This window comes from Micromonospora sp. NPDC050397 (assembly GCF_044901685.1).
In the GTDB taxonomy this organism is placed as follows: domain Bacteria; phylum Actinomycetota; class Actinomycetes; order Mycobacteriales; family Micromonosporaceae; genus Micromonospora_G.
Genome location: NZ_JBJDPS010000007.1, coordinates 152,761 through 179,357, shown reverse-complemented (window position 1 = coordinate 179,357; position 26,597 = coordinate 152,761). Strand labels below are relative to the sequence as shown.

At 70.8% G+C, this 26,597-nt stretch carries 24 protein-coding genes; 15 read left to right on the top strand and 9 right to left on the bottom strand.

Features of this window, described 5'->3' with window-relative positions; genetic code table 11:
• Positions 1 to 6: 6 nt before the first annotated feature.
• The 3 genes from accB to ACI2K4_RS23925 are packed head-to-tail and all read right to left on the bottom strand — an operon-like array spanning position 7 to position 2,587.
• Positions 7 to 504 (bottom strand): acetyl-CoA carboxylase biotin carboxyl carrier protein, encoded by a 498-nt coding sequence (gene accB, locus ACI2K4_RS23935; RefSeq protein ID WP_404514289.1) that lies wholly within the window; start codon positions 502 to 504, stop codon positions 7 to 9.
• Positions 501 to 2,219 carry an acetyl-CoA carboxylase carboxyltransferase subunit alpha gene (locus tag ACI2K4_RS23930; RefSeq protein ID WP_404514287.1) on the bottom strand — a complete coding sequence of 573 codons (1,719 nt, stop codon included), beginning with the start codon at positions 2,217 to 2,219 and terminating at the stop codon, positions 501 to 503. Before ACI2K4_RS23930 ends, accB begins: the two co-directional genes overlap by 4 nt.
• Entirely contained in the window at positions 2,216 to 2,587 is a 372-nt protein-coding gene (locus ACI2K4_RS23925) for a TcmI family type II polyketide cyclase (protein WP_404514286.1), read from the bottom strand. Before ACI2K4_RS23925 ends, ACI2K4_RS23930 begins: the two co-directional genes overlap by 4 nt.
• Before the next feature lie 517 nt (positions 2,588 to 3,104).
• On the opposite strand from ACI2K4_RS23925, the gene ACI2K4_RS23920 reads away from it, so the two are divergent.
• Positions 3,105 to 3,950: a BTAD domain-containing putative transcriptional regulator gene (locus ACI2K4_RS23920; RefSeq protein WP_404514415.1), complete on the top strand. Its 846-nt coding sequence runs from the start codon at positions 3,105 to 3,107 to the stop codon at positions 3,948 to 3,950.
• Here ACI2K4_RS23920 and ACI2K4_RS23915 read toward each other — a convergent pair.
• The gene (locus ACI2K4_RS23915) at positions 3,906 to 6,044 is read right to left on the bottom strand and encodes a multicopper oxidase family protein (RefSeq protein WP_404514285.1); all 2,139 of its coding nucleotides are present in this window, start codon (positions 6,042 to 6,044) and stop codon (positions 3,906 to 3,908) included. The two genes, ACI2K4_RS23920 and ACI2K4_RS23915, sit on opposite strands and share 45 nt — an antisense overlap.
• A gap of 273 nt (positions 6,045 to 6,317) precedes the next feature.
• On the opposite strand from ACI2K4_RS23915, the gene ACI2K4_RS23910 reads away from it, so the two are divergent.
• From ACI2K4_RS23910 to ACI2K4_RS23860, 11 genes are all read left to right on the top strand, one after another.
• Entirely contained in the window at positions 6,318 to 7,070 is a 753-nt protein-coding gene (locus ACI2K4_RS23910; protein ID WP_404514413.1) for an NUDIX hydrolase, read from the top strand.
• Positions 7,067 to 8,116: a molecular chaperone DnaJ gene (locus ACI2K4_RS23905; RefSeq protein ID WP_404514284.1), complete on the top strand. Its 1,050-nt coding sequence runs from the start codon at positions 7,067 to 7,069 to the stop codon at positions 8,114 to 8,116. Before ACI2K4_RS23910 ends, ACI2K4_RS23905 begins: the two co-directional genes overlap by 4 nt.
• A 25-nt stretch (positions 8,117 to 8,141) precedes the next feature.
• Positions 8,142 to 9,116: a hypothetical protein gene (locus ACI2K4_RS23900; RefSeq protein WP_404514283.1), complete on the top strand. Its 975-nt coding sequence runs from the start codon at positions 8,142 to 8,144 to the stop codon at positions 9,114 to 9,116.
• Entirely contained in the window at positions 9,113 to 10,387 is a 1,275-nt protein-coding gene (locus tag ACI2K4_RS23895) for an adenylosuccinate synthetase (protein ID WP_404514282.1), read from the top strand. Before ACI2K4_RS23900 ends, ACI2K4_RS23895 begins: the two co-directional genes overlap by 4 nt.
• Positions 10,388 to 10,447: 60 nt before the next feature.
• Entirely contained in the window at positions 10,448 to 11,269 is an 822-nt protein-coding gene (locus tag ACI2K4_RS23890; RefSeq protein ID WP_404514281.1) for a phosphatase PAP2 family protein, read from the top strand.
• Positions 11,270 to 11,298: 29 nt separating this feature from the next.
• Entirely contained in the window at positions 11,299 to 12,015 is a 717-nt protein-coding gene (locus ACI2K4_RS23885) for a phosphatase PAP2 family protein (RefSeq protein ID WP_404514279.1), read from the top strand.
• Between the two features lie 26 nt (positions 12,016 to 12,041).
• Positions 12,042 to 13,109 (top strand): hypothetical protein, encoded by a 1,068-nt coding sequence (locus ACI2K4_RS23880; protein ID WP_404514278.1) that lies wholly within the window; start codon positions 12,042 to 12,044, stop codon positions 13,107 to 13,109.
• A 173-nt stretch (positions 13,110 to 13,282) separates the two neighbouring features.
• Positions 13,283 to 14,089 (top strand): ArsR/SmtB family transcription factor, encoded by an 807-nt coding sequence (locus ACI2K4_RS23875; RefSeq protein ID WP_404514276.1) that lies wholly within the window; start codon positions 13,283 to 13,285, stop codon positions 14,087 to 14,089.
• A gap of 101 nt (positions 14,090 to 14,190) precedes the next feature.
• Positions 14,191 to 14,937 (top strand): TetR/AcrR family transcriptional regulator, encoded by a 747-nt coding sequence (locus ACI2K4_RS23870; protein ID WP_404514274.1) that lies wholly within the window; start codon positions 14,191 to 14,193, stop codon positions 14,935 to 14,937.
• Positions 14,938 to 15,080: 143 nt separating this feature from the next.
• Positions 15,081 to 16,298 carry a DUF1996 domain-containing protein gene (locus tag ACI2K4_RS23865; protein ID WP_404514272.1) on the top strand — a complete coding sequence of 406 codons (1,218 nt, stop codon included), beginning with the start codon at positions 15,081 to 15,083 and terminating at the stop codon, positions 16,296 to 16,298.
• Between the two features lie 37 nt (positions 16,299 to 16,335).
• Entirely contained in the window at positions 16,336 to 16,653 is a 318-nt protein-coding gene (locus ACI2K4_RS23860) for a hypothetical protein (RefSeq protein WP_404514270.1), read from the top strand.
• Between the two features lie 20 nt (positions 16,654 to 16,673).
• Here ACI2K4_RS23860 and ACI2K4_RS23855 read toward each other — a convergent pair whose 3' ends face one another.
• Positions 16,674 to 17,834, bottom strand: a complete 1,161-nt coding sequence (locus ACI2K4_RS23855; RefSeq protein WP_404514269.1) for an alkaline phosphatase PhoX — start codon at positions 17,832 to 17,834, stop codon at positions 16,674 to 16,676.
• A gap of 220 nt (positions 17,835 to 18,054) precedes the next feature.
• Here ACI2K4_RS23855 and ACI2K4_RS23850 point away from each other — a divergent pair, with 220 nt between their 5' ends.
• The 3 genes from ACI2K4_RS23850 to ACI2K4_RS23840 all read left to right on the top strand — a co-directional run bounded on the left by ACI2K4_RS23850 (position 18,055) and on the right by ACI2K4_RS23840 (position 21,219).
• A complete protein-coding gene (locus tag ACI2K4_RS23850) occupies positions 18,055 to 19,020 on the top strand; it encodes a helix-turn-helix domain-containing protein (protein WP_404514267.1) in 966 nt (321 codons plus the stop codon).
• 351 nt (positions 19,021 to 19,371) lie between these two features.
• Positions 19,372 to 20,169 carry a peroxide stress protein YaaA gene (gene yaaA / locus ACI2K4_RS23845; protein WP_404514411.1) on the top strand — a complete coding sequence of 266 codons (798 nt, stop codon included), beginning with the start codon at positions 19,372 to 19,374 and terminating at the stop codon, positions 20,167 to 20,169.
• A 276-nt stretch (positions 20,170 to 20,445) separates the two neighbouring features.
• Entirely contained in the window at positions 20,446 to 21,219 is a 774-nt protein-coding gene (locus tag ACI2K4_RS23840; RefSeq protein ID WP_404514266.1) for a MerR family transcriptional regulator, read from the top strand.
• A gap of 171 nt (positions 21,220 to 21,390) precedes the next feature.
• Here the strand turns inward: ACI2K4_RS23840 and ACI2K4_RS23835 are convergent, their stop codons facing one another.
• The 4 genes from ACI2K4_RS23835 to ACI2K4_RS23820 form a co-directional block, all read right to left on the bottom strand.
• Positions 21,391 to 22,743 (bottom strand): carbohydrate-binding domain-containing protein, encoded by a 1,353-nt coding sequence (locus tag ACI2K4_RS23835; RefSeq protein WP_404514409.1) that lies wholly within the window; start codon positions 22,741 to 22,743, stop codon positions 21,391 to 21,393.
• A 157-nt stretch (positions 22,744 to 22,900) separates the two neighbouring features.
• Positions 22,901 to 23,806 carry a DUF2726 domain-containing protein gene (locus tag ACI2K4_RS23830; protein ID WP_404514264.1) on the bottom strand — a complete coding sequence of 302 codons (906 nt, stop codon included), beginning with the start codon at positions 23,804 to 23,806 and terminating at the stop codon, positions 22,901 to 22,903.
• Between the two features lie 150 nt (positions 23,807 to 23,956).
• Positions 23,957 to 25,456 (bottom strand): acyl-CoA synthetase, encoded by a 1,500-nt coding sequence (locus ACI2K4_RS23825; RefSeq protein ID WP_404514262.1) that lies wholly within the window; start codon positions 25,454 to 25,456, stop codon positions 23,957 to 23,959.
• Between the two features lie 85 nt (positions 25,457 to 25,541).
• Positions 25,542 to 26,498 (bottom strand): aminoglycoside phosphotransferase family protein, encoded by a 957-nt coding sequence (locus ACI2K4_RS23820; protein WP_404514260.1) that lies wholly within the window; start codon positions 26,496 to 26,498, stop codon positions 25,542 to 25,544.
• Positions 26,499 to 26,597 lie beyond the last annotated feature (99 nt).

Here is a 26,597-nt window from a genome sequence, read left to right as displayed (position 1 = left end):
TCGGCGTCAGCCGGATACCAGGGCGATCAGGGGTTGGTTGAACTCGACCGGCTCGCCGTTGCCGACCAGCACCTCGGCGACCTTGCCGGCGTGCTCGGCGGTGATGTGGTTCATCAACTTCATCGCCTCGACGATGCCGATCACCTGTCCGGGCTCGACCAGGTCACCGACCTCGACGAAGGGCGCCGCGCCCGGTTCGGCGGCCCGGTAGAAGGTCCCGACCATCGGCGAGACGACGCTCTGCCGGGATCCGGTCTCGGCGGCCGTCGCGGCGACCGCCGGCAGCACCGGGACGGCGCCCACGGCGTACGTCGGCGCCCCGGCGGGGTCGACCGGTCCCGCCGCGACCACCGCCGGTACGCCGTGCCACTCGATCTCGAGCACCGCGCTGCCGCTGCGCATCCGGATCCGTCGCAGTGGACCGTCCACCTCGGCCACCAGCCGGCTCGCCTGCTCACGCAGCCGGGCCATCAGATGATCGTCCTCGGTCGGCTCGTCGGTCATCGCGGATCCACCGCCGTAGTGGTCGTACCGGTGCCCGCACCGAACCGCCGGAACCGCAGCCGGCGCTGGCGTACCAGGGATTCGGCCGGCATCCGCAGCAGCGGGCCGAGTGCCTCGACCACGGCGTGCCGCAGCAGGTCGGCGGCGGCGGCCGGGTCCTCGTGCGCGCCCCCCGGCGGCTCCGGCACAACCGCGTCGGTGACGCCGAGCCGGAGCAGGTCGGGTGCGGTGACCCGCAGTGCCCGCGCGGCACGCGGGGTGGCGGTCGGGTCGTTCCAGAGAATCGCCGCGCAGCCCTCGGGGCTGATCACCGAGTAGACCGCGTTCTGGAGCATCAGCACCCGGTCGGCGACCGCCAGGGCGAGCGCGCCACCGCTGCCGCCCTCACCGGTGACCACGGCGACGATCGGGACCGGCAGCCCGGTCATGGCGAGGATGCTGTCGGCGATCGCCGCCGCCTGGCCGTGCTTCTCGGCCTCGATTCCCGGGTACGCGCCGGGAGTGTCGACGAGCGTGACGATCGGCAGCCCCAGCCGGACCGCGAGTCGCATCACCCGTTGTGCCTTGCGGTAACCGGCCGGCGTGGGCATGCCGAAGTTCCGGGCGAGTAAATCCTTGGTGTGGTGCCCCTTCTGGTGCCCGACCACGATCATCTGCTGGTCGGCGATACGGGCCAGGCCGGCGACGATGGCTGGGCAGTCCGCGGCGAGCCGGTCGCCGTGCAGTTCGGTGAAGCCGTCGAAGGCGGTGGCAAGGTAGTCCAGGGTGGTCGGCCGGTCCAGGTGCCGCGCCGCCTGCACCGCACGCCAGCCGTCCGGTTCGACCAGCCGCGCCGGATCCCGGATCAGGACCGGCTGCGGAGGCGGCGGGGGTTCCGGCAGCGACGTCGAGCCCGACGACGAGGCGGCGTGCGCGGTGGCGAGCAGCGGCCGGAGCCGGGACCGCAGGCTCCAGCGTTCGACCACCATGTCGGCCTGGCCGTGGCGGAGCAGGAAGTCGGCCGTCTGGAAGCCCTCCGGCAGTGGCTGGCGGATGGTCTGGTGGATCACCCGGGGGCCGGCGAAGCCCATCCGGGCGCCGCTCTCCACCATCACCACGTCGGTGTTGGTGGCGAACGAGGCGGCGACGCCGCCGAAGGTCGGGTCGGTGATCAGGCTGATGGTCAGCAGACCCGCCTCGCGCAGCGCGGCGACCGCCTGGCTCACCGTGGCCATCTGCATCAGCGACAGCACACCCTCCTGCATCCTGGCGCCGCCGGAGGCGGTGACCAGGAGCAGCGGTAGGTTCCGGTCGAGTGCCCGCTCGGCGGCCCGGGTGATCAGCTCCCCGACCACGGCGCCGAGGCTGCCGCCGAGGAACCGGAAGTCCATCACCGCGAGGACCAACGGGTGGCCGTCGATCCGGGCCTCGCCGCAGAGGACCGCCTCGGCGAGGTCGGTGTCCGACCGGGCGGCGGCGAGCCGCTGCGGGTACGAGATCGAGTCGACGAACTCGACCGGGTCGACCGACGCGACGTCGCCGGGGAGCGGGGTGAAGGTGCTCGGGTCGACGAGTTGCCGGATCCGGTCCGGCGCGGGGAGCCGACGGTGGTCGCCACACTCGGGGCAGACGTCGAGGTTGCGGCGTAGCCGTTTGCGGTAGAGCAGTGCCGAGCACGATCGGCAGCGGGTCCAGTGCTGGTCGGCGACGGTCTCGGCGGTGGTGCTCGCGGTCATCGTCCACTCCCGGTTGCCCCGACCGGCCCCTGGTACGTCGGGTCGGCCCCACCTGCGTCCCACCGGTAGAAGCAGCCGGCGACGGCGTCGCGTGGCGAGCGCCAGGTCGACAGGTACGGCGAGATGTGCGGCCGCAGCCGCTCGCTGACCCGTACGAACTCGGGGTGCCGGCTGGCTGCCATCAGCCCGGCCGCCACCGGCTCCTCGGTTTCGAGCAGGTGCACGTAGAGATCGTCGAGGCGGTAGAGGGACCGGTGCTGGACACCGACGATGCCGGGCAGTTCGGTCTCGTCGGACTCGGCGAAGATCCGCGCCACCTCCGATTCCGCCCCGGGCACGATTTTGGCGACGATCAGCGATCGATGCATCTACGACCTCCCAAGGGTCAGGGCCCCGTGCCGGATCGGAGTGGGGACGTGTTGTGGCGCGAGGTGCGATCGGACCAGCGGACGTTCGGCGGCGGGACCGCCGCGGAGGCGGCGGCGCGTCCGCGGAAACGTTGGTCACGATGCGCGCAGGACCGTCAACGTGCTGTCACCGCGTCCGCGTGGGCGGTGAGCGCCGCCGGTGACGTTCCGGTGACGCCAGCAGTGGATCATCAGTTCGCGTTCATACCCCGTCTGACCAGGGGCGATGACGCGGTCTTAGCCCAACGAGCCGACGCTTCGACGGGGCGCGCCGGAGTCGGAAGGGCGCCCGGACGATTGACCGAGCATATGGGCGATTGCTACTCTTCGTCACACTTTCGGGGGCATGGGACAGTTCAACGACAGAGCCGTTGGCACCACGGTCATGCCCAGCCAGGCCAGGGCGACAGTCCCGGCCAGCGTGGTTCGGGACCTGGGTTCCGGTGCAGGGGGTTCGACCATGACCTCTGACAGCAGCATGGCGCCCACCGTGCTCCGCCGACCCGTCTCCGGCGACCCGGATCAGCCCGGGACCGTGCACCTCTTCCTGCTCGACGGCTTCCGGTTGCTGCGCGCCGGTACGCCGGTGGTGGTGCCGCGCGGGCTGCAACGCGTGATCGCGCTGATCGGACTGCGTCCGGGCGCGACCCGTACGCACCTGGCCGGACTGCTCTGGCCGGACACGCCGGAGGAGCGCGCCCTGTCCCGGCTGCGTACGGCACTGTGGCGGCTGCGCCGCACCGGGACCTGCCCCGTACTCACCACCGGTGGGGCGGTCCGCCTCGGCGCCGACGTGGAGGTGGACGTGGACGACCTGGTCCGAGCCGCCGCCCGGGTCCGCGAGGGCGGCGACCCGCGCTGGGCCGAGGGGGTGCTCGCCGCCGGCCGGCACGACCTGCTCCCCGGCTGGTACGACGACTGGGTGCTGCTGGAACGGGAACGGCTGCGCCAACTGCGGCTGCACACCCTGGAGCAGATCGCCCGCGCGTACCTGCGCGCCGGCCAGCACGGCGAGGCGTTGCAGGCGGCACTGGAGGCGATGCGGGCCGAACCGTTGCGGGAGACCCCGCACCGGCTGATCGTCCAGGTGCACCTGGACGAGGGGAACGCGTACGAGGCGCTGCACGCGTTCTACGCGTACCGGCAGCTCATTCTCAGCGAACTGCAACTGGAGCCGTCGAACGCCATGCGGGCACTGCTCGACGACATCCTCGCCCCGATCGGTCGCCCGGCACCGAGACCGGCGCGGGACCCGTACTCCCCGCAGCGCCAACGCCAGTCACCGCCGCCCGCCCCGCGCGCCCCCCGCCCACCCACCGCGTAAGGAAGGGCCCCTTATTAACGCTATAGCGTTAATAAGGGGCCCTTCCTTACGCCGGAGGAGGATGCCGGTGGCGGCGGCCGCGAGCGCGGTTGCCCCGGCGGCGGCGAGTCCCCGGGCGGCGTCGGCCGCAGGGCCGCCGCCGGTGTCCGCGCTGCCCCTCGGTGTCTGACCGACGAGGAACGGGAGCATCATCTCGTTGTCCTCGTGCTCCAGGATGTGACAGTGCCAGACGTAGCGTCCCGGTAGGTCGAACCTCGCCTTGACCCTGGTCAGTTGGCCGGGCAGGGCGACCACGGTGTCCTTGTAACCGGACTCGGAGGGGTCCGGCGGGGTCTTCCCGTCGCGGCCCCGGCCGAGCACCTGGAACTGCACCTGGTGGATGTGGACCGGGTGGGCGTGCGGGGTGAAGTTGTGGAACTCCCAGATCTCGGTGGCGCCCACCGCCGGGTTCGTCCGGACCGGATCGTGCCAGCGCAGCGGCTCCCGCCGCCCCGCCGGGTCGATCACGCCGGCCAGGTGGGCGACCACCCCGGCGGCCGGAGCCACGGCGGAGCGCTCGACGTTGAGCGACAGTTGCCGGGTGACGCTCTCCTGGCCCAGCGGGGTGAAGGCGGGCAGTTCCAGTTGCTCCAGCGGGAGGCTCTGGTCCGCTCCGACGAGCGGCCCGACCAGGAACTTCATCACCTGGCCGGTGGACTCCGGGTTGGCCGCCGGGAAGTCCGTGCCGGGCGTGCCGCCCCGGAACTCGTGGTCGGGTCCTTCGTTGACCAGGTACAGTTCGGTCCCCTCGGCGATGCCGGTGAAGTCCACCACGACGTCGGCCCGCTCGGCGTTGCCGAGCACGATCCGCTCCTGCCGGACCGGTTCGGGCAGGAAGCCGCCGTCGGCGCCGATCTGCCAGAAGGGTACGGCGGTCGAGGCTGGCCGGGCGGTCGCGTCCCCGGCGATCCGGAGTATCAGGAAGCGCGAGTTGCAGGCGTTGAGCACGCGGAACCGGTAGCGCCGGGGCTCGACCCGCAGCACCGGCCAGGTGCTGCCGTTGACCACGATGGTCTCGCCGAAGAACATCGAGTTGAAGATCGGTGAGACGTCGCTGTCCGGAACGTACGGGCCGGAGAAGCCGTCGATGGCCGCCCGGCTCGGGTAGGAGAGCGAGCCGTCCTCGTGGAACGAACGGTCCTGGATGATCAGCGGCAGCTCGTAGTAGCGGGAGCCCGGCGGGTCGTTGCGGGCCGGGGCCGGACCGGGCAGCACGCCCGGCGGCAGGTCGTGCGCGCCGCCTCGGAGCAGATAGAGACCGACCGGCCCGGCGTAGATGTTCAACCGGATCATGCCGAGGGTGTGGTCGTGGTACCAGAGCGTGGTGGCCCGCTGGTCGTTCGGGTACTCGAAGGTCGCCGAGCCCGCCTTCCACTCGACCTTGTGCCGGCGGGCGAAGGTCTCGCGGAACTCGTCGTAGAAGCTGCCGACCGGGGCGTAGCCGGCCGGGATGTTCTTCGCGGCGGGCAGGTACCACGCCTCGGGGTAACCGTCGCTCTCCGGCGCGGTGTGCGCGCCGTGCACGTGGGTGACAAACGGCACCGGCCCGTTGTACGGCTCCGGCCCGGCGGTGAAGGTCGGTCGCTGGTCGCGGTGTTCGACACCGCCGCCGGGGTTGGCCCAGTGCAGGGTGGGGTCGACGGGGAGCAGGTGCGGCAGGAAGTTGCCCCGCTCGTCGACGAGTTCGTTGGCCCAGGTGATCCGTACCGGGCGGTTGACCTTCGCCTCCACCGTGTACCCGGGGTAGCCGAAGGTGTTGCCGTGGCTGGGCGAGCCGTAGCCCCAGACGGTCGTGGTCGGGTAGCCGGGCGGAAGGATCTGCTGCTGGAACTGGCGTACGGCGATCAGGTACTCGTCGAGGGCCTGTTTGCCGTCGCCGGGCAGTGGCGGCATGACCGGCGGGATCACCAGGTCGGAGACGTACTTCGGGATGCCTCCGGGGTCCATCGCGTACGCCGACCGGGTGTGCGAGCCGGCCGGGCGGTTCCCCACCGGAACCATCAGGGCGGCACCGCCTGCGGCACCGGCCGCGAGAAGTCGCCTTCGTGCAACCATCTGCCCTTCCACCTTCCGCCGCTTCTTCGACATGTTCGGTTGGCAACGGCCCGTCCAGGACCAATGTCCGACTTGGGCGAATCTTCCGGTTGACGGTAGCCGAAAGAGACTCGCGGTTCTTCCGCTGACGGGGGATTCACCCCGAAGGCTTAGACACGGGCACGGAAACGACGTTGACCCACCGGGCGTGGCGGAGCTAAGTTACCCTCCTACTGAGAAACACTCAGCTTGAGAATGACAGGCCGGAGGCCGGGCGTGACCACCGAACCAGGCGTGACCACCGAACAGGAATTCCTCGACAGCTACGACCCGCGCGCATACCCCGCGCTCGCCGTGACGGTCGACGTGGTCGCCCTGACCATCCGCGACGGCCGGCTGCACGTCCTGCTGGTCACCCGGGGTGAGCCGCCGTTCGCCGGGCACCGGGCCCTGCCCGGCGGTTTCGTCCGGGACGAGCCGTTGGAGTCGGCGGCGATCCGCGAGCTCGCCGAGGAGACCGGGCTGCGCCCCGGCGAAGGGGAACTGGCCCGGCTCCACCTGGAGCAGTTGGCCAGCTACGGCGACCCCGGCCGGGACCCGAGAATGCGGGTGGTCTCCGTCGCCCACCTGGCGTTCGCCCCCAGCCTGCCCGACCCCCGGGCCGGCTCCGACGCGGCCGGCGCGGCCTGGGTCGAGGTCGACGCGGCCGGCGCGCTCGCCTTCGACCACGGGGCGATCCTCGCCGCCGGGCTCGAACGCGCCCGCGCGAAGCTGGAGTACACCCCGCTGGCCACCGCCTTCCTCGGTGACCAGTTCACCATCGGCGAGCTGCGCGGCGTCTACACCGCGGTCTGGGGCGAGGAGCTGCACGCGGGCAACTTCCACCGCAAGGTGCTCTCCGTGCCGGGCTTCGTGGAGAGCACCGGCGAGACCACCAGCCGGGGCGGCGAGCGCGGCGGGCCCCGGGCCCGCCTCTACCGGGCCGGCGACGCCAGGCTGCTGCACCCCGCGCTGCTGCGCCCGTCCCGGGAGGAGACGGTGCGATGAGCCACAACGGCCGACCCTCGCCCCGGGGAGGGCACACGATGACCTTCGACGAGGCGGTCACCCTGGTCCGCGCCGCCCGTACGCCCGGCGACCTGTTCGGCGACGGTCAGGACGCGGTGACGTACCGCAGGATGGCCCGGCTGCTGCACCCGGACGCGGCACCGGCCGGTCGGACGGCGACCGCCACGGCCGTCTTCGCGCTCCTGGCCGACCTCTGGGCCCGGCACCAGGGCCGGGGCGGGCCGGGTCTGCGCACCCGACGGCACCAGTACATGATCGGCGAGCGGTTCGCCACCGGCGACCTGGCCAACCTCTACCGGGTCCGTTACGACAACCGTGACGCCCTGCTCAAGCTCCCCCGCCAGCCGGCCCAGAACGACCTGCTGGAACGGGAGGCGGTCGCGCTGGACACGCTGCGCCGCCTCGGCGACCCACAACACCGTGCCTACGCGCCCGAGTTGGTGGAGAGTTTCCGGCACGAGGACCCGGACACCGGCGTACGGCGCACCGCGAACGTGTTGGCCCACTCCCCCGGCCTGGTCCCGCTCACCGAGGTCCGGCGGGCCTACCCGGGCGGCCTCGACCCGCGCGACGCCGCCTGGATCTGGCGTCGACTGCTGGTCGCCCTCGGCTGGGCGCACCGGGCCGGGGTGGTGCACGGCGCCGTCCTGCCCGAGCACGTGCTGATCGAGCCGGAGCAACACGGCGTGGTCCTGGTCGACTGGTGTTACTCGGTCGGCGGCGACGGGGGCTCGGTGCCGGCGCTGGTGGCCCGCTACCGCGACTGGTACCCGCCGGAGGTGGGCCGCCGCGGCCCGGCCACCCCGGCCACCGACATCCACCTGGCCTCCCGCTGCGTCGACTGGCTGATCGGGTCCCGCGCGGACGCCGCCCTGACCCGGTTCATCCGTGGCTGCACCCTGGCCAATCCGCGCCGACGCCCGCAGGACGCCTGGCGGCTGCTCGGCGAACTCGACGAACTGCTGGAGCGGCGCTACGGCCCGCGCCGGTTCCGGCGCCTGCTCCTACCACCGACACCCGCCTGACCACACCACGAGAGGGAGACAGACCATGGGTAGTGGACGCTGGTCCACCGACGTGTACGGCGCCGCCGCGAGTTACCGCGCGGCCACCGGGAAGAGCGCGTTCGCGTACAGCGACGGCGGGGCGCGGAGCGTGCACGAACGGCTCGACCCGCGCGGGGTCGACGTACGGGAGAGCCGTGACAGCGACGAGCACCCCCGGTCGACCCCGATCGCGGTGCTGTTCGACGTCACCGGCTCGATGGGCAACGTGCCCCGGGTGTTGCAGGGCAAGCTGCCGGAGTTGTTCGGCCTGTTGCTGCGCAAGGGGTACGCCACCGACCCGCAGATCATGTTCGGTGCGATCGGCGACGCCACCTGCGACCGGGTGCCGTTGCAGATCGGCCAGTTCGAGTCGGACAACCGGATGGACGACGACCTCGCCAGCTTCGTGCTCGAAGGGGGCGGTGGCGGCCAGCGCACCGAGTCGTACGAGCTGGCGATGTACTTCATGGCCCGGCACACCAGCCTGGACAGTGTGCGGCGGCGGGGCCGGCGCGGCTACCTGTTCATCATCGGTGACGAGTTGCCGTACCCGCAGGTGAAGCCGGCCGAGGTGCGCCGCTGGATCGGCGACGAGCTGGCCGAACCGATCTCGGTCGCGGCGATCGTGGCCGAGTTGCGCCAGCACTTCGAGGTCTACTACATCCTGCCCAGCGGGGCGAGCTACGCCGGTGACCCGGAGATCCTGGGTCACTGGCGCCGGCTGCTCGGCCAGCACGTGATCGAACTCGACGACCTGGACGCGGTCTGCGAGACGATCGCGCTCACCGTCGGTCTCGGCGAGGAGGCGATCGACCTGGCCGAGGGGCTGCACGACCTGGCGGACGTGGGCTCGACCGCGACCGGAACGGTCGGCAAGGCCCTGGCCACCATCGGCACCGCCCGGGGTGCCGTGGTGCGGACGGAACTGCCGCAGGGGCTGGACACCGACGGCCCGGACGACGGGCTGGTCCGGCTGTGAACGCCGACGGGCGGCACGTCGTCGTGGTCGACCTCGGCTACGGCGACGCGGGCAAGGGCACGGTGGTGGACCGGCTCTGCGCGGACGGGCCGGTGGCCTCGGTGGTCCGGTTCAACGGGGGCGCACAGGCGGCACACAACGTGGTCACACCGGACGGACGGCACCACACGTTCGCCCAGTTCGGGTCGGGCACCCTGCACGGGGTGCCCACCCACCTGTCCCGCTTCGTGGTGGTCGACCCACTCGCGCTGGCCGCCGAGGCGGAGCAGCTCAACGCGATCGGCGTACCTGACCCGTTCGAACTGCTCACCGTCGACGCCGAGGCGCCGCTCTGCACACCGTGGCACGTCGCCGCCAACCGGCTGCGCGAGCTGGGTCGGGGGGCAAGCCGGCACGGCTCCTGCGGCATGGGGGTCGGCGAGACCACGGCGTACGCGCTGCGTCACGCCGACGCCCCCCGGGCCGGCGACACGCTCGCCCCGGCCCGACTGCGCGCACGCCTGGCGGCCGTACGGGACCGGCTCACCGACGAGCTGGGCGACCTCGGCGGGCCGTCGGTGGACGAGGTGGTCTCCGTGTTCCGGACCTTCGGCGCGATCGTCTCCGTCGTGGACGGGCCGGCGACCCGACGCCGGCTGCTCGGCTCCGGCAGGTGTGTCTTCGAGGGGGCGCAGGGGGTGTTGTTGGACGAGTGGTTCGGCTGGCACCCGTACACGACGTGGTCGACCACGACGTTCGAGAACGCGGAGACACTGCTGGCCGAGGCGGGTCACGGCGCGCGACGGTTGGGGGTGGTGCGCACGTACACGACGCGGCACGGCGTCGGCCCGCTGGTCACCGAGGACCCGGCGCTCACCGCCGCCCTGCCCGACCGGCACAACGGCAACGGACCCTGGCAGGGACCGTTCCGGGTGGGTCACTTCGACGCGGTGGCCCACCGCTACGCGGTCGAGGTGGTCGGTGGCGTCGACGCGCTCGCCGTCACCCACCTGGACGCCCCGGGACGTGCCCCGGAGCTGGCCGTCTGTTCGGCGTACCTGGTCGACGGGGCGCGGCTGGACCGGCTGGCCCCGGGGCAGCGCGGCGACCTCGCGTACCAGGAGCGGCTGACGGCGCTGCTGGGCCGCGCCCGGCCGGCGCGGCTCGACCGGCCCGCGCGCTGGGCCGCCACGATCGGCGCACTGCTCGCCGCCCCCGTCCTGATGGAGTCGTACGGACCGAGCACGGCCGACAAGCGCATCTGGGGCCGGACGCTGGCATCAGCCGCCTGACGGAACACCCGTCCCGGGCAACCGGGCATGGTTCACGGGGCCGCCGGGTAGAGCGGACGCATGCGCTGCCCGCAACCACGAGAAGATGAACAGTCGACCAACAGCGGATGGTGGGGTAGGCGCCTCGATCCGGACCGTTCGCTGGGCCTGCGGCTGACGCTCGCGTCGGTCGCGGCGCTGCTCGTGCTCGTGCCGTTCTCGGTGCTCGCCCTGCTCGTCGTCACGGCCTGGTCGCCACTGCGCGACCTGGACGAGAGCCTGGCCGGATCGTTGCACGCCCACGCCCTGGGCAATCCCGGCTGGGCGTCGGCGATGCAGACCTGGACGGACGTCTTCGGTCCGGGGCCGCTGCGGGTGACGGTCCTGGTGGTGGTCGTCTGGCTCTGGTGGCGGGGCGCCCGTCGGGTCGCGCTCTGGGCGGCCACGACCACGGTGGCCGGCGGCGTGCTCGGCGCCACGCTCAAACTCCTCTTCGGGCGGGAACGGCCGGACCTGCTCGACCCGGTGTCGCACGCGCCCGGTTACGCCTTCCCGTCCGGTCACGCGCTCACGGCGGCGCTGGCGACCGGCGTACTGCTGCTGGTCTTCCTGCCCGTTGCCGGCGGCATCGGCGGCGCCCGGCGTCGGCGGGCGGCCCGCTGGGGCCTCTGGCTCGCCGCCGTCGTGGTCACGTTGGTGACCGGGTTGAGCCGGATCGCGCTCGGCGTGCACTGGTCGAGTGACGTGCTGGGCGGCTGGGTGCTCGGCGCCGCCGTGGTCGCCGCCACCACCGCCGCCTTCGCCACCTGGCGGGGCAGGGTCCGGCGCCGTCCGAGCGCCCCGCTGACCGAGGGCGTCTTCGAACGTGAGAGCCCGAGCACGCCAACGGCCCCCGGTGCATAGCGTCCGACGACGGCGGGTAGCAAGGCGCGATGCCCCTCGCAGCGACAATCACCGTCCTCCGGCAGGTCGCCACCCGACTCGTGTTGCCGATCGCCCTCCTCTACGGGGTCATGGTCGGCTTGGGGCTGCTGGTCACGAAGGTGCTGAACGACGTCTGGCCGCTCACCGTCGAGGACACCGTCAACCGGCAGTTGGAACTCGAACGGAACAGTGGCGCGAACGACGTCTCGCTGGTGTTCAGCACGATCGCGAGCACGCCGGCGATCATCGCGGTCACCGCCGTGGTGGCGTTCACCCTCACGGTCACGTTACGGCGCTGGCGGGAGCCGGTGTTCCTGGTCAGCGCGGTCAGCGCCCAGGCTTTGGTCTTCCTGCTCACCACCCTGGCGATCGACCGGCAACGGCCCGCCGTCGAGCACATGGACGTGTCACCGCCGACCTCCAGCTTCCCGTCCGGGCACACCTCGGCGGCGGTCGCGCTCTACTGCGGGCTCGCCATCCTGCTGGCGCTGCACGCCCGCCGTACGTCGACCAGGGTGGCCTGGTGGTCGTTGCTGGTGCTGATCCCGATCGGGGTGGCGCTGACCAGGATGTACCGGGGCATGCACCACCCCAGTGACGTGATCGGCTCGTTCGTCAACGCGGGGACCTGCCTGGTCGTCATGGCACGCGCCCTGCTCGACCGGGCGGTCCGCTGGGGAGGTGAGCACGGCGTTGTACGCTTCCGGCCGCACCAAGTGGAATGACAAAGCACTATGTGGACCGAGAAGGGTTGACATTGCTCGCGAATCTGCTGCCCGGCTTCCGAGAGGTGCGTGCGCCACTCATCGCGGGATACGTCTGGGTGCTGGCGCTCTGGATCGCCGTCGGGGACAACATCCTCGAACTCCAGCCGTATCCGCCGGCTCTGGAGAGTCTGGTCCAGCTCGGCAACTGGCTCGGCAAGACGGTTCTGCTCGGCGCGATCAGCGTCTGCGCGTACATCATCGGCATTATCTCGAACACGACGAACCGGCTGCTGGAGCCGAGGCTCCTCGCCTCGGGCTGGGATTACCGCAATGTCGTCAGGCTGGCTCGCGGTGAGACGCTGCGGCGGATCGACTCCAGCATGCGCTGCCCCGGTCCCCGGTCGGTCAGCCGGCCGCTGTTCGAGATGATCCGCAGGCGGGCCATCGAGCAGTATTCCGCCATCCCGGACTACCAGGGCAACTGCCACCAACTGATCGACCGGGCGTGGCAGGCCCTGCCGGTACGGCATCCGGACCGGGCGCTGCTGGTGCCCGCCACCGTCACGACGGCGGAACTCGTGGTGAAGTACCCGGTGCTGGACCAGGCGATCGCGGAGTCGATGTTCGGCATCGAGCGCAAGGTCGCCGAGGTGTTGAAGGATCTCGAACCCACGGTGGAGCGTCTGATCGGCGCCGAGCCGGAGTTGCACGGCGAGTTCGACCGGTGGGTCGCCGAGGCCCAGTTCCGGATCTCGCTCTTCGTACCCGCCACCGCCCTGGTGGGGGTGCTGAGCTGGCGGTTCTCCTGGTTCTACCTGTTCGGGCTGGTGGCCCCGGTCGCCCTGCTCATGGTGGGACGGCGCGAACTGGTCAACGCGTACGCGAAGATCTCGATCTGGCTCTCCGCGGGTCGGGTGAACTCGCCGGTGCTCGACGAGATCATGGCCCAGGAGCACCCGTACGACATCCAGGCGTCGTCGTCCCCGGCGGCCGACCGGTTCGTCCGGCTCAACCTGCTCGGTCCCGAGCCGGTCGGGGTGAACCCGCTCGCCTGGGTGAGAACCGTGATGCCGGGAGCCCGGCGCGCCCGTTACCGGTACGAGTTCGAGTAACGCGAGGTCAGCGGGCGGGTGCCGGCGCGCGACCCGCCGGCCCCGCGTTGACATGCAGCCGTTTGGTTGCCTATTTTTAGGCAGCCCGACGGCTGCATTTCTTACCGGACGGCTCCGATTTTCAAGGGCGGCTGCGATTTTCAGGGGCGGCTGCATTTTTCCAGGGCGGACGAGTGGACGAGGTGTTCAAGGCGCTGGCCGACGCCAGCCGGCGCCGGCTGCTCGACAGCCTGAACGCCCGCAACGGCCAGACCCTGCGCGAGCTCTGCGCCGGCCTGGACATGACCCGACAGTCGGTCAGCAAGCACCTGGCGGTGTTGGAGTCGGCCAACCTGGTGACCCCGGTCTGGCGCGGCCGGGAAAAGCTGCACCACCTCAACGCCGCGCCGATCAACGCCATCACCGAACGCTGGATCAGCCAGTACCACCGCGAGCGGGTGCACGCGCTCGCCGACCTGAAGCGAGCACTGGAGGAGAGCCCGATGAGCGACCTCGAATTTGTCTACACCAACTACATCCGCACCACTCCGGAGCGTCTCTGGCAGGGATTGACCGACCCGGCTTTCACCCGGCGCTACTGGGGTGTCACCTTCGAGTCGGACTGGACCGTCGGATCGGCGATGGCGTGGTCGGTGAACGGGATCACGATCACCGATCCGGGCCAGGTCGTGCTCGAATCGGACCCGTACCGGCGGCTTTCGTTCACCTGGCACGCCATCACACCGGAGTTCGCCAAGGCGTACGAGATGGGCGACGAATTGCTGGCCCGGATGGCCGCCGAGCCCCGGTCGAAGGTTACCTTCGAGATCGAGCCGCGCGGGGAAATGGTGAAACTGACCGTCACCCACGACGGGTTCGAGCCGGGCAGCGCGATTCGGGAGGGGGTCCAGCACGGCTGGCCGGAACTGCTCTCCGGCCTGAAGACCCTGCTGGAGACCGGCGATACCCTGACCGGCACGGAGGCGGACCAGGCGGGCTGACCCGGATGGTCCCGCGCCGACAAAACCCAATTGTCGTACGGCGTACTAGAATAAATCGGCGCCGATGGCGAGCAGCGCCGAGACAACCGGAGGTGGCGCGCGTGGGCCGGGCAGGACCGACCGGTGGCACCGGTGCCGTCGACCCCGAGGCGCTGTGGTTACGCCCCGGCGGCTCCCGGCGCGGTCGGCCACCGACCCACACCCGTACCGAGGTCACCTCGGCCGCGATCGCGATCGCTGACGTCGAGGGGCTGGGCGCCGTCACGATCCGCCGGGTCGCCGCCGACATCGGCGCCGGGGCGATGTCGCTCTACAGCTACGTGCCGGACAAGGAGACCCTGCTGGAGCTGATGATCGACCAGGCCAGCGGTGAGGACGGGCTGCCACCGTCCAGCGGCGACTGGCGGACCGACCTGCGGGCACTGGCCCACCTGCAACGCGGCCTGATGCGGCGCCACCCGTGGCTGCCGTCCGCGCTCGTCTTCCGGCAGACGCTCGGCCCCAACACCCTCGCCGCCCTGGAGTACGCGCTCACCGCGCTGCGCGGCACCGACCTCGACGGCCAGACGAAGATGGAGGTCATCGCCATCCTCACCGGCTTCGTCGCAAACTACGTGTCACGGGAGATCGCCCAGGAACGCGGTGCCGAGCAGGGCATCGGGCAACCTCAGGAGGTGGCCGACGCACAGGCCCGCTACCTGCGCGCGGTGCTGGGCGGTGGCGACTACCCCCGGCTCGCCGAGGTGGTCACCAGCGGCGGAAACGGCACCGCGTCCGGTTTCGACCGGCTGCTCGACCAACTCCTCAACGGCCTGGTCCCGGACGACCGGGGAAATCAGCCGGATTAGCCGGATCGGATTCATCGGTCGTCGGCACTACCTGCTTTAAGGGAGGTTTAAGAAACTAACGGGTACGCGCGGAAAGTGCCTAACATACGGCGGCCGTGGCCGTCCGGTCGGCATTTCGCGTCCTGCTTGTTGGGGAGTAATCCGTGTCGTACACCTCGTTTCGCGAACCCGACGCGAGCCCGCCGCCGTCACGTCCGGGCCTGCCCGGATGGCTCGCCCGGAACAAACTGGGTGTGGCGATCAGTGCCGCCGCGGCCGTGGTCGTCGTCGCGAGCGCGGTCGTGTACGTGACCGGCGCCGCCGCCGGACCCGAGCCGTCGAACGCGTCCAACTCGCTCGCGTACGCCTCGCCGTCGGCGGCACAGGCGGAGTCGCTCGGCGCGGCCCCGTCCGCCGCCGCATCCGCCACCGCCCCGGTGACCCCGTCCACCGCCGCCACCACGTCTTCGGCCGCGACGACGCAGAAGGTGCCCAAGACCGGCTGGATCCCGGTCGACAACACGGCCTGGAAGGCACAGGTCGACGCGTACAACGCGCTGAAGATCGACCCCGTGCCGGCCGGTGTCGGCAACCTCGCCGAGTTCCGGGCGGACTGCCAGTACAGCCACCGGCTGCCGGACGACCCGATCGTCGCCCCCGGCCTACCGGGTGCCTCGCACATGCACTCCTTCGTCGGCAACAAGGCGGTCGACGCGCACACCGTGGCGCAAGACCTGACCAAGTTCACCGCCACCTCGTGCAAGCCGGTCCAGGACCACTCCGCGTACTGGGTGCCGACGCTCTACGACAACGCGACCGGCAAGCCGGTCGAGACCACCGGCTTCCGGGTCTACTACCGCTCGCACCTGCAGGACTCGACCGGCCAGATGCCGATGCCCAACGGCATGCGCATGATCAGTGGCGACGCCAAGAAGAAGACGCCGACCCCGCGCGGCGCGAGCGGACAGTTCTACTGCGCCTTCTACGGCCCCGGCGACCTCGACGGCATCGCCCGCAGCACCAACGGCAACTGGCCGATCTGCGGTGGGGACGCCACCCTGCACTACATGATGCGGTTCCCGGACTGCTGGGACGGCAAGCACGTGGACAGCCCCAACCACAAGGACCACGTGGCGTACGCGGCGGGCAACGCCTGCCCGCGCAGCCACCCGGTGAAGATCCCGGCGATCACCTTCGACATCCAGTACGGGGTGAAGGGCACCCCGCAGGGCTACTACCTCTCCTCGGACAAGGAGGGTAAGAGCGCCTCGTCCATGCATGGCGACGCCTTCGTGATGTGGGATGTCACCACCATGAACAAGCGCACCAAGAACTGCGTCCTCCAACGCCGGACGTGCGACAACTACGGTTACCAGAAGTAATCCCGGGCGAGCGACGGTGGACGGGCGGGCGCCGACGTTGAAGACTCGTCTCACCGGTGTCCTCGGGCGCCTGCTCGTCGCGCTCGCCTTCGTCCTGCCGTGTGTCGCCTTCGGACTGCTCTCGTCGGCGGCGCTGCCGGGCCAGGACGGCGAGGGTGAGCTGGGCGGGCAGAAGGCGGAGGCGATCGCCACGGCCGGCTGGCAGGTTGCCCTCACCGTGGCGATCGGTCTGCTCCTCGGCATCGCCGGAGCCGTGATCCAATTCCGGCTCCGGCGGCGGCTCTCGGACGACATCCCGCCGGACGGGCGACAGACCGGCGGGGACGGTGAAGGCGGCCGGGCGGCGGCCGGATAGCCGTTCGCCGCCGCGGACTCTCAGGTGCGGAACGGACCGGTGACGCAGTACGTGATCCCACCGGAGGAGGAGCCCGAGGTGCCTCGCTGGGACGAGAAGTAGAGCCGGTTCCCGGCCGGGGTGAACGCCGGACCGCAGATCTCCGACGAGCCCTGGCCGGTGATGCGCAGGAAGACGGAAATCTTGTCGTCCGGCGTGATCACGCAGATCTCCATGTTGCCGCCGTCCTCGGCGACGTAGAGGTCACCGAAGGTGGAACCGGTGATGTTGTCCACCCCGGTCAGCGGCGCCGAGCCAGGGCTGACCAGGTTGTCGTCGTAGGCGAGTTCGTACGTGTTGTTGGTGAGGTTGAGCTGCCAGACCCGGTTGTCGCCCTTGGTGGTGAACCAGACGGTGTTGTCGGAGTAGTGGCAGCCCTCGCCGCCGTTGAACGACTTCGCCCCGGACACCTGCGACCGGGTCACGGTCGGGGAGCCGTCCGGGTCGGGCACGGCGGCCCAGGTGAACGAGCCGGAGGTGCCGCTGCCGGCGACCAGCACCTGGAGCGCGCCGCTGGAGAGGTCGCCCCAGGTGGTCGGGATGAACCGGTAGAACTTGCCGTTGGTCTCGTCCTCGGTGAGGTAGATGACCCGCCGGTCCGGGTCGGCCGCGGCGGCCTCGTGCTTGAACCGGCCCATCGCGGGGCGGACCACGGCGGTGCCGCCGAGCGGGTACGTCTCCCACACCCGACCGAGGCTCACCTCCTCGCAGGACAACCAGGTGTTCCACGGGGTCTTGCCACCGGCGCAGTTGTTGTTGGTGCCGGAGAGGATCCGGGACGCCCCGACGACGGCGCCACTGGAGTCGAAGAGGATCCGGGACGCGCCGCCGCCGGAGGAGGAGCTGACCTCCGAGTTGGAGACGTACACCCAGCCGCTGCCGTTGGCGAAGACGGCCCCGCCGTCGGGCGCGCTGTGCCAGGTGTACGAGGTGCCGGGCACGACCTGGCCGGAACGGGCGACGATCTGGCTGGTGAAACCGGCCGGCAGTTGGATGCCGTGCGAGTTGGCCGACTGGAGCGGACCGTACGGGCCCGACGCGTTCTGTGCCGGTGCGGCGTACGCGGCTGACCAGGCGGTGAAGGGCAGCGCCACCGCGCCGGCCCCGAGCACCGTGGCGCGCAGCATGTTCCGTCGATCCATCGATGACCTCCTTGGTGGGCGGTCCGAGAACCGTAACGATCAGTGCTTTCCGTAGGACGGTACGTAAATGAACGTCTGCCATCGATGCGTGGACGGGAAGGTGGCCCACGGCGGGCGGACCGCGTCGGATATCCGGGACGGCGCTTGACGCGGACCTGGGAGCGCTCCAGGATCGATCATGGTCCACTGAGGATGGACGGGTCGATCGGGGTGGTGGCAGATGCTGGCGGCGTTCGGCCTGACCGAGCTGGAGGAACGGGTCTACCTGGAGCTGGTTTCCGGGCAACCCGGGACCACCGCCGAACTGGCGGGCCGGCTCGACCTCAACCCCGGCGAGGTCGCCCGCGCGGTACGGATGTTGGAACGCCCCGGCCTGGTGCACACGGTCGACGGTCGGGCCGAGGCGACCTCCCCCGACCTCGCGATCGACTCGCTGGTGATGCAGCGGATGCGAGAACTCCAGGAGGCGCGGATCGGGCTGCGGGACTGGTTGCAGCGGCAGCGCGCGGCCGGTCCGCTCGACCAGGGCGTGCACATGGTGGTGGGACGAGCGGTGATCAACCGCACCTTCGACCAGTTCCTGCGCGGGGCGCAGGAGGAGGTGCTCGGCTTCGACCGGCCGCCGTACACGGCCGAGATCCACGAGAACCCGACCGAGCTGGACCTGCTCGGTCGGGGCGTACGGTTCCGGGTGGTCTACGACCGGCGGGCGTTGGAGCGGCCCAACGCCTCGACCCACATCGGCGCGCTGGTCGCGGCGGGTGAGCAGGCGCGGGTCGCGTTGGACGTACCGGGGAAACTCGCGGTGGCCGACCGGCGGGTGGCGCTGCTCTCGTTCCCGGGACGCACCGGCACGATCGAACCCTGGGCGCTGGTGGTACGCGGCGCGACCTGGGTGGACGTACTGGTGGCGTTCTTCATCGAGGTCTGGGAGCGGGCCACGCCGCTACGCCTCTCCCCCGCGACCGACGCGATCGACGACATCGACCGGTGGGGGCTGCCCAGCGCGACCGACCGGCAGATCCTGTCGCTGCTGATGACCGGGCTGCCGGACAAGGCCGTCGCCTCCCAGCTCGGGATGTCGCTGCGGACGGTGCAGCGCCGGTTGCGCCAGCTCATGGACATCACCGGCAGCGCCACCCGGATGCAGCTCGGCTGGTTCGTGGCCCGCAACGACTGGTTGTGAGACGTACCCGGAAGTGTTGTGAGACGTACCCGGAAGTGATGTGAACCGCCCCGCCCCCACACAGCGGGGCGGTTCACGTCACGGGGACGACCTCGGCCGGTCCTCGCCGTCGGCCCGCTCCTGCTCGGGCGGACGGCGGCAGCCGAGTGCCACCGCCGCCGATTCTGGGCGGGCGGGATGGTCGAGGGCAGGCTTCGCCGGTGGCGGAGCACGGACATGGCGCAACTCCGCCACCTTTGAAGGAAGGGCCCCTTGTTAACGCATAGCGTTAACAAGGGGCCCTTCCTTAACGGGTGCGGTGCCGGCGACCGGGCGCCGGGGGCCGACCGCGTGGGCCGTACGCTGCTGTTCGTGCTGATCCTGCTGCCACCGTCGGAGGGAAAGACCGCGCCCCGGTCCGGCCGACCGCTGAACCTGGACACGATCAATCTGGGCGAACTGAATCCGGCTCGGGAACGGGTGCTGGAGACGCTGGTCGAACTCTGCGCGGGCGACGACCGGGAACGGGCCCGCGCGGTGCTCGGCCTGAGCCCGGGGCAGGACGACGAGATCAGCCGCAACGCCGGGCTGCGCACCGCACCGGCCCAGCCGGCGGCGAAGATCTACACCGGCGTGCTCTACGACGCGCTCGACATCGGCAGCCTGGCCGGGGCCGCCCGGTCCCGGATCCGCCGCTCGGCACTGATCTTCTCCGGCCTCTGGGGGGCGGTACGGGTGGACGACCGGATTCCGGCGTACCGCTGCTCGATCGGGGTGAACCTGCCGGGGCTGGGCGGGTTGGCCACGTACTGGCGGGAGCCGCTGGAACCGGTGGTCACCGAGGCGGCCGACGGTGCCCCGATCCTCGACCTGCGTTCGGGGGCGTACGCGGCGATGTGGCGACCGACCGGCCGTACCGCCGAGCGGACCGTCGCCGTACGGGTGCTGCACGAGCAGATGGTGGGCGGGGTGGCCCGGCGCTCGGTGGTGAGCCACTTCAACAAGGCCACCAAGGGGCGACTCGTCCGCGACCTACTGCTGGCCGGCGCGATGCCACGCAGCACGGCGAAGCTGGTCGAGGCGCTACGCGACCTGAAGTACACCGTCGAGGAGCAGCCGCCAGCCCCCGGCCGCCCACGCCAACTAGACGTGGTGGTCACCGAGTTGTAGCTCAAGCAACACACGGCGCAAACAACCCACAACACAAAGCCCCAGCACAAGAAAGCAAAGCGCCCCGCGCAAGGAAGGGCCCCTGCAAGGAAGGGCCCCTTGTTATCGCTTTCGGTATAGGAAGGGCCCCCTGTTAACACTCGGGGCGGCACCGGCCGGTCGACCCCGTGAACGGGGTCGACTGGATCGACCGGGTCGACCGGGTCAACCGGGGTCAACCGGCCGATTCGGTCGGGACTTGCACCTGACGTCGCGGCAGGTCATAGCGTTGCTGGCGTGATCGGGAAAGATGACGCCGGCCGCCGGTGGAGCGTCGGCGAGGTGGCACGGGCCAGCGGCACCACGGTGCGCGCGCTGCACCACTACGACGAGATCGGCCTGCTGCGGCCGAGCGAGCGTACGTCCTCCGGGCACCGCCGCTACACCGGCGAGGACGTACGGCGGCTCTACCGCCTGCGGGCGTTGCGGACGCTCGGGCTGTCGCTGGAGGAAATCGCGGTGGTGCTCGCCGACTCCGGCGACGATCTGGCGACCATGCGTGGCCTGCTGGCCGCCCAGTTGCACGGGCTGGAGGCGCACGCCGTACGGGTCGAGCAGCTCACCCAGCAGCTCCGCGGGCTGCTGGGGCAGATCGACACGGCATCGATGCCCGATCCGGACCAGTTCATGACGACCCTGGAGATGATCTCTGTGTTCGAGACCTCGTTCACCGACCAACAGCGCGAGGACCTGGCCCGCCGCCGGGCCGAACTCGGCTCAGAAACGATCGAGACGGCCAAGACCGAGTGGTCGGGCCTGGTCGAGGAGTTGCTCCGGCACGTCCAGGACGGCACCCCGGTCGACGACCCGGCGGTACGGGACCTGGTCGCTCGCTGGGACGCGCTGGCGAACCTGTTTCACGCCGACGGCACGGCAGGCGAACCGACACGGGCGGCGGCCCAGCGAATGTGGGCCGGCAACAGCGACGAAATCGGGCGGAACCTACCCTGGCCGGTAGAACGGATGCGGGACCTCGTCGGCTACCTGGAGCGCGTCCGCCAGTCCCGCTAACCGTACCGGCGCCGGGCGCCCACCGCCCGGACCCCCACCGCCCACCGCCCGCCGGCAGGCGCGCGGTCGCCCGGAACGCTCCACCCTCGCCCGAAGGAAGGGCCCCTTCTTATCGTTTTTTGTATAGGAAGGGGCCCTTCCTAACCTGTGGGCGGGGGGCGCCGGTAGGGGTTAGCGGACCACGCCGATGCCGGTGAAGGAGCGGTCGTACTCGGTGAACGACTGGTTGTTGTACGGCGCGTAGATCCACGTACGCAGCGAGTTGGCGGCGGTGTCGACCTCCACCAGTCGGACCGGGTTGGTGGTGTTCGAGTGGAACGTCTGAAGGAACGTGTAGATCTTGTTCCCGTTGACACCGGTGTCGACCCGGTTGCCGGCGACGCCGACGTGACCGGAGAAGACGAACCGGATGTTGGCGTACTGCTTGACCAGGTTGTCGAAAAGATACTGCGGGCTGGTCGCGCCGTACGACGCGCTCTGCTCGATGTTGCCGTTACCGTCGATGTAGTCGTGCGTGACGACGATGACGTTGTGCCGGGGGTGGGCGGCGACCACGTTCTTCGCCCAGTTGACGGCCTCGACCCGGGGCCACAGTTCGAGGGTGAGCACCATCCACTGCACACCGCCGGCCTCGAACGTCGAGTACGAGTTGTCGACCTTGCCGGTCTCGAACTGCCCCTTGACCGCGCCGTACTGGCTGACGGTGAAGAACTGGTTGAACACGGTGGTGTCCCGCACGAGTTCCCGGGTGCGAGCGGGGTCGCGGGCCGAGCCGCCGACGCCGGTGGCCTGGGTGTCGTGGTTGCCGATCGCCAACGCGTACGGAATCCCGGCGGTCTCGATCGGGCGCATGGCGTTGCGGGCGATCACGTACTGGGAGTGGTCGGGGGTGTCCCAGTTGACCACGTCACCGGAGGAGGTGACGAACCGCAGGTCCAGCGCGGACCGGTTCTGCACCAGCCAGTCGGTCCGGTTGCGGAACCGGGTGTCGCCGCTGTTCAGCACCTCCTGCTGGGTGTCCGGCATGACGGCGAAGCTGAACTTGGTGTCGGTGGTGCCGGGAGTCTCCATTTTCGCGTACGCGATGTGGACGTTCCGGTCGCAGGGCGACGCCTGGAAGTCGTTGACGAACTCGATCTTCACGTTGTGCTGGCCCACTCCGACCGCCGCGCCGACCGGGTAGGTCCCGTAGCTGGTGGCGCTGACGATCGTGGTGCTGCCGACGACCACACCGTCGACGGTCAGCCGTACCGTCGGCCAGCCCTGGCAGTTCTCGCCGATGGCGCCGATCAGCACCCGCCCCGAACCGCTGATGCTGGTGGTGGCGTAACTCGAATTGGCCCAGAGCGAGGCGTGGGTGCCGGACGCGGGCACGGGGGTGCCGGTCGCCGTACGGATCGCGCCGTTGACCACGGTGAACTGGGACGGTTCGGCGGCACTCGCGGCCCCGACGAACGTCATTCCCCCGGCCACCGTCACCAGCGTCGCGACCAGCGCGACCAGCGCGGACCTGGGTCTTGTCATACGCACCGTATCTTCCTCCTTGCCGCCATACGTCCCAACCTGGGCATATGGATGCTAAGAAAGATCAGTACGGCGTATGGAAATCCCTGAAGGACAGTTCAGGTACCGAAGCTGTACGCCACGTTTCACTTCACCGACCCGGGTCCGGGGCCGACGGTCAGTCGAAGGTGACGTGGGCGAAGGCGAAGTCGTCCGCCAACTCCCCCTGGCGACCGCGCAGCTCGGCCAGGTCCCGGCTCAGCCGCTCCCGGGCGGCGAGCACCGGAGCCTGGTCCCCCAGGTGTTTGAGCCGCTCTCCGATCGCCGCCACCGCCAGGTCCTCGGCGAACCGACCCGGGTCGACGCCGCAGGTGACCCCGTGCTCCCAGATCCGCACCCGCTCGAAGAAGAACCCGCCGGGTGAGACCTCCAGCCAGGCCCAGCCCTCGGTCGGCCCGTTCGCCCAGCTCACGTAGAGGCTACGGATGATCGGGTCGGCCACCTGCCGGCCCGCGTACGCGTCGACGGCGGCGGCCCTCGCGACCGCGCCGAGATCGTTGACGTAGCCGCTGCGCCCGTCCGGGAGCCGTCCGACGATGTCCCGGTAGGTCAGCGGAGCCGCGCCGGTCGGGTCGGGCTCGTCCAGTTCGGCCACGGCACGGAACACCCGGGCGTCGAGCACATAGTCGAGCAGCCGACGCCCGTTGCCACCGCCGCGCAGCGTCGCCGACTCGACCCGCAGCAGAGGCAGTCCGACGGCGGCGCAGACCGCGTTGGTCATCCGGTCGTCCCGGTTCACCTCCGGACCCCGGCCGATGGTGTCGGTCAGCTCGACCGCGAAGGTGGGCACGAGACTGTGCCGGTCGCCGACCACGAAGGCGAGCTGCGTACGGATCGCCGAGCTCCACTGGTGCGCGGTGACGCCCTGCGGACGGCGACGGGTGACCTGGCCCAGCTTGCACTCCGGCCGTGCCACGACGCCGGCCCGCTCGAACAGCTCACCCCGGGCGATCCTCGTCGGAGCCTCCCCGGGCGGGAAGATCGGTCGGAGCAGCAAATCGGCGTCGATGCCCGTGGCTACCATCAGTGTCGATCCCAAATGTCCATCGGTGTCGGTCCCAAGTATCGTGGTCGGGACGCCACCCACCACCGCTCGGTGGACAGCCGGTATCCATGGTAGGAACGCGCCTCCGCGCCACCGGCGGCAGTACCCGATCAAGGGCGCGTCGGCAGGCTACCCGGCGGTCAACAACTTCTTGGCGACCTTGCCCATGGCGTTGCGGGGCAACCCGTCGACCAGGTGCACCTGGCGTGGACGCTTGTGGACCGACAACCTGGCCGCGACAAACTCGATGAGCTGCTCCGCGTTCACCCCTTCGGCCACCACGTACGCGGTGACCTGCTCGCCCAGGTCGTCGTGCGGGGTGCCGACCACCGCTGCCTCGGCCACGGCCGGGTGGGAGAGCAGGGCGTCCTCCACCTCACCGGCACCGATTCGGTAGCCGCCACTCTTGATCAGGTCGGTCGAGGCCCGGCCGACGATCCGGTGCCAACCGTCGGCACCGATGGTCGCCACGTCCCCGGTGGCGAACCAGCCGCCGTCGACCGTCTCCGCCGTTCCAGCACCAGCACGAGCACCAGAACGAGTACCAGCGCCAGCATCGAAACCAGCACCGGTGCCGGCACCAGCACCACCAGCACCGGCACCGGCACCGGCACCGAGGTAACCGCTGAACAGGGTCGGGCCGCTCACCTGCAACTCGCCGATGGACTCGCCGTCGGACGGCACCGGAGCGCTGCTGTCGTCGACCAGTCTGGTGCGCACCCCGGCGACCGGCAGGCCGACCTGCCCCGGGCGCCGCTCGCCGGCCGCCCGACCACTGACCGTGATCAGGGTTTCGGTCATGCCGTAGCGTTCCAGCGGCGGTTGACCGGCCAGCTCCGCCAGCCGGTGGAAGACCGGCACCGGCAGAGCCGCGCTGCCGGAGACCAGCAGCCGCGCCCCGCGCAGCGCCCGCGCGGCCGACTCGTCGGCGCTGATCCGGGACCAGACCGTCGGTACGCCGAAGTAGAGCGTGCCGCCGGCTGCCGCGTACGCCTGTGGGGTCGGGCGGCCGGTGTGCACCAGCCGCCCACCGAGCCGCAGTGGACCGAGCACCCCGAGCACCAACCCGTGTACGTGGAACAGTGGCAGTCCGTGCACCAGCGTGTCGTCCGGGGTCCACTGCCACGCCTGCGCGAGCGCGTCCAGGTCGGCGGCGATCGCGGCCCGGCTGATCAGGGCGCCCTTCGGCGGTCCGGTGGTGCCGCTGGTGTAAAGGATCAGCGCCGGGTGTCCGGCCGGCGGCTCCGGATAGCTCGTGCTCGACCGGTTGGTCCGGGCGATCGGCAGCACCGCCGGACGCCGCGTCCCGGCCGGCAGGTCGGCGAGCAGGTCCGGCTGCTCGGTCAGCACGATCTCGGCGCCCGAGTTGCCGAGCAGGTGGGCGAGTTCGGCCGGGCCGGAGTCCGGCGGCAGCGGCACGACCGGCACCCCGCCGATCAGCCCGGCCAGCACCCCGACGACGGTCTCGACGGTCGGCGTGGCGTGCACCGCGACCACCGCCGCCCCCTGGATGTCGTCGGCGACGGCCGTCGCCCAGCCGACCAGTTCCTGCCGGGACAACGACCGGCCGGCGACCACCAGCGCCCCCGAATCGTCGGATGTCTCCGCGAACAGCCCGTCCACCAGCACGCGCGCTCCTCTCACATGCAAGGAAGGGCCCCTTGTTAACGCTATGCGTTAACAAGGGGCCCTTCCTTGCGCTGCACAGCGGGGTTCAGGGTAGACGTGGCAGGAGGGTCAGCGCGACGTCGAGGGCACGGCCGGTGGTGGTGGCGCCGCCCTCGACGTCCCACACTTCGGAGAGCACGCAGAGCACAAAACCCCAGGCGACAACCCGGTCGATCGGCAGGCCCAGGCCGTCGGCGACCTGTTCGACCCGGGCCGGGACCAGCGCGACCAGGTTGTCGTCGCGGCGGGACGGGTCGGGGTTGCAGAACAGCGGACCGACCTCGGCGCCCGGATCACCGACCGCACCGTGCGGGTCGATGGCGAGCCACGGTTCCCGGTCGGCCCGCAGAATGTTGTCATGGTGCAGGTCGCCGTGGAGCACGACCCGGTCGGTGGCGCTCGCGACGAGTTCGTCGAAGAGCCGGCTCGCGCGTTCCACCAGACGACGCGGAAGCACCCGGTCGTCGGGGTACGCACGCAGGTGGGCGACGAACGACCCGCCCCGATCGGCCAGCTCGGGCAGCGGGCAGCCGAGTGGCGGGGGGCGGTGCAGCCGTCGGGTCACCTTGACAAACGCGGCCGTGGCCGCCTCGTCCGACGCCCGAAGGGTGCCGCCCAGCCGGCCGGGAAGATGCGGCACCAGATCACTCGCCGGACTGCCGGGCGTGGCCCGCTCCAGCAGCAACACGCCCCGGTCGTCGTCGCGGGCGAGCAGCCGTACGGCGCCCTGGCCGGCGTACGCCTCCAGCGCGTTCGCCTCGTCGGCGAGGTGCCCGGACGACGGTACGCCGAGCTTCAGCACCGCCGCCGATCCGTCGGCGCGTCGGGCCGGTGCCACCCAGTTGAAGCTCAACGGGTACGGGTCGCCCACGGTCAGCTCCCAGTCGCGGGCGATGGCGGCGACCCTCGACGGCAGCTCGACGAGCCACCGCCGACCGTCGTCGCCCCAGTTCCCGACCACGTTCTGCCGGAACACGGGCGGAATGGCGACATCACTCGACATGTCGCGGATTCTGCCACCGACACCGGGCGGGGCTCACCGGCGGCTTACCGGCCACCAACAGGTACGGGTCTTGTTTCCTCGATGTTCAATCCGTAACCT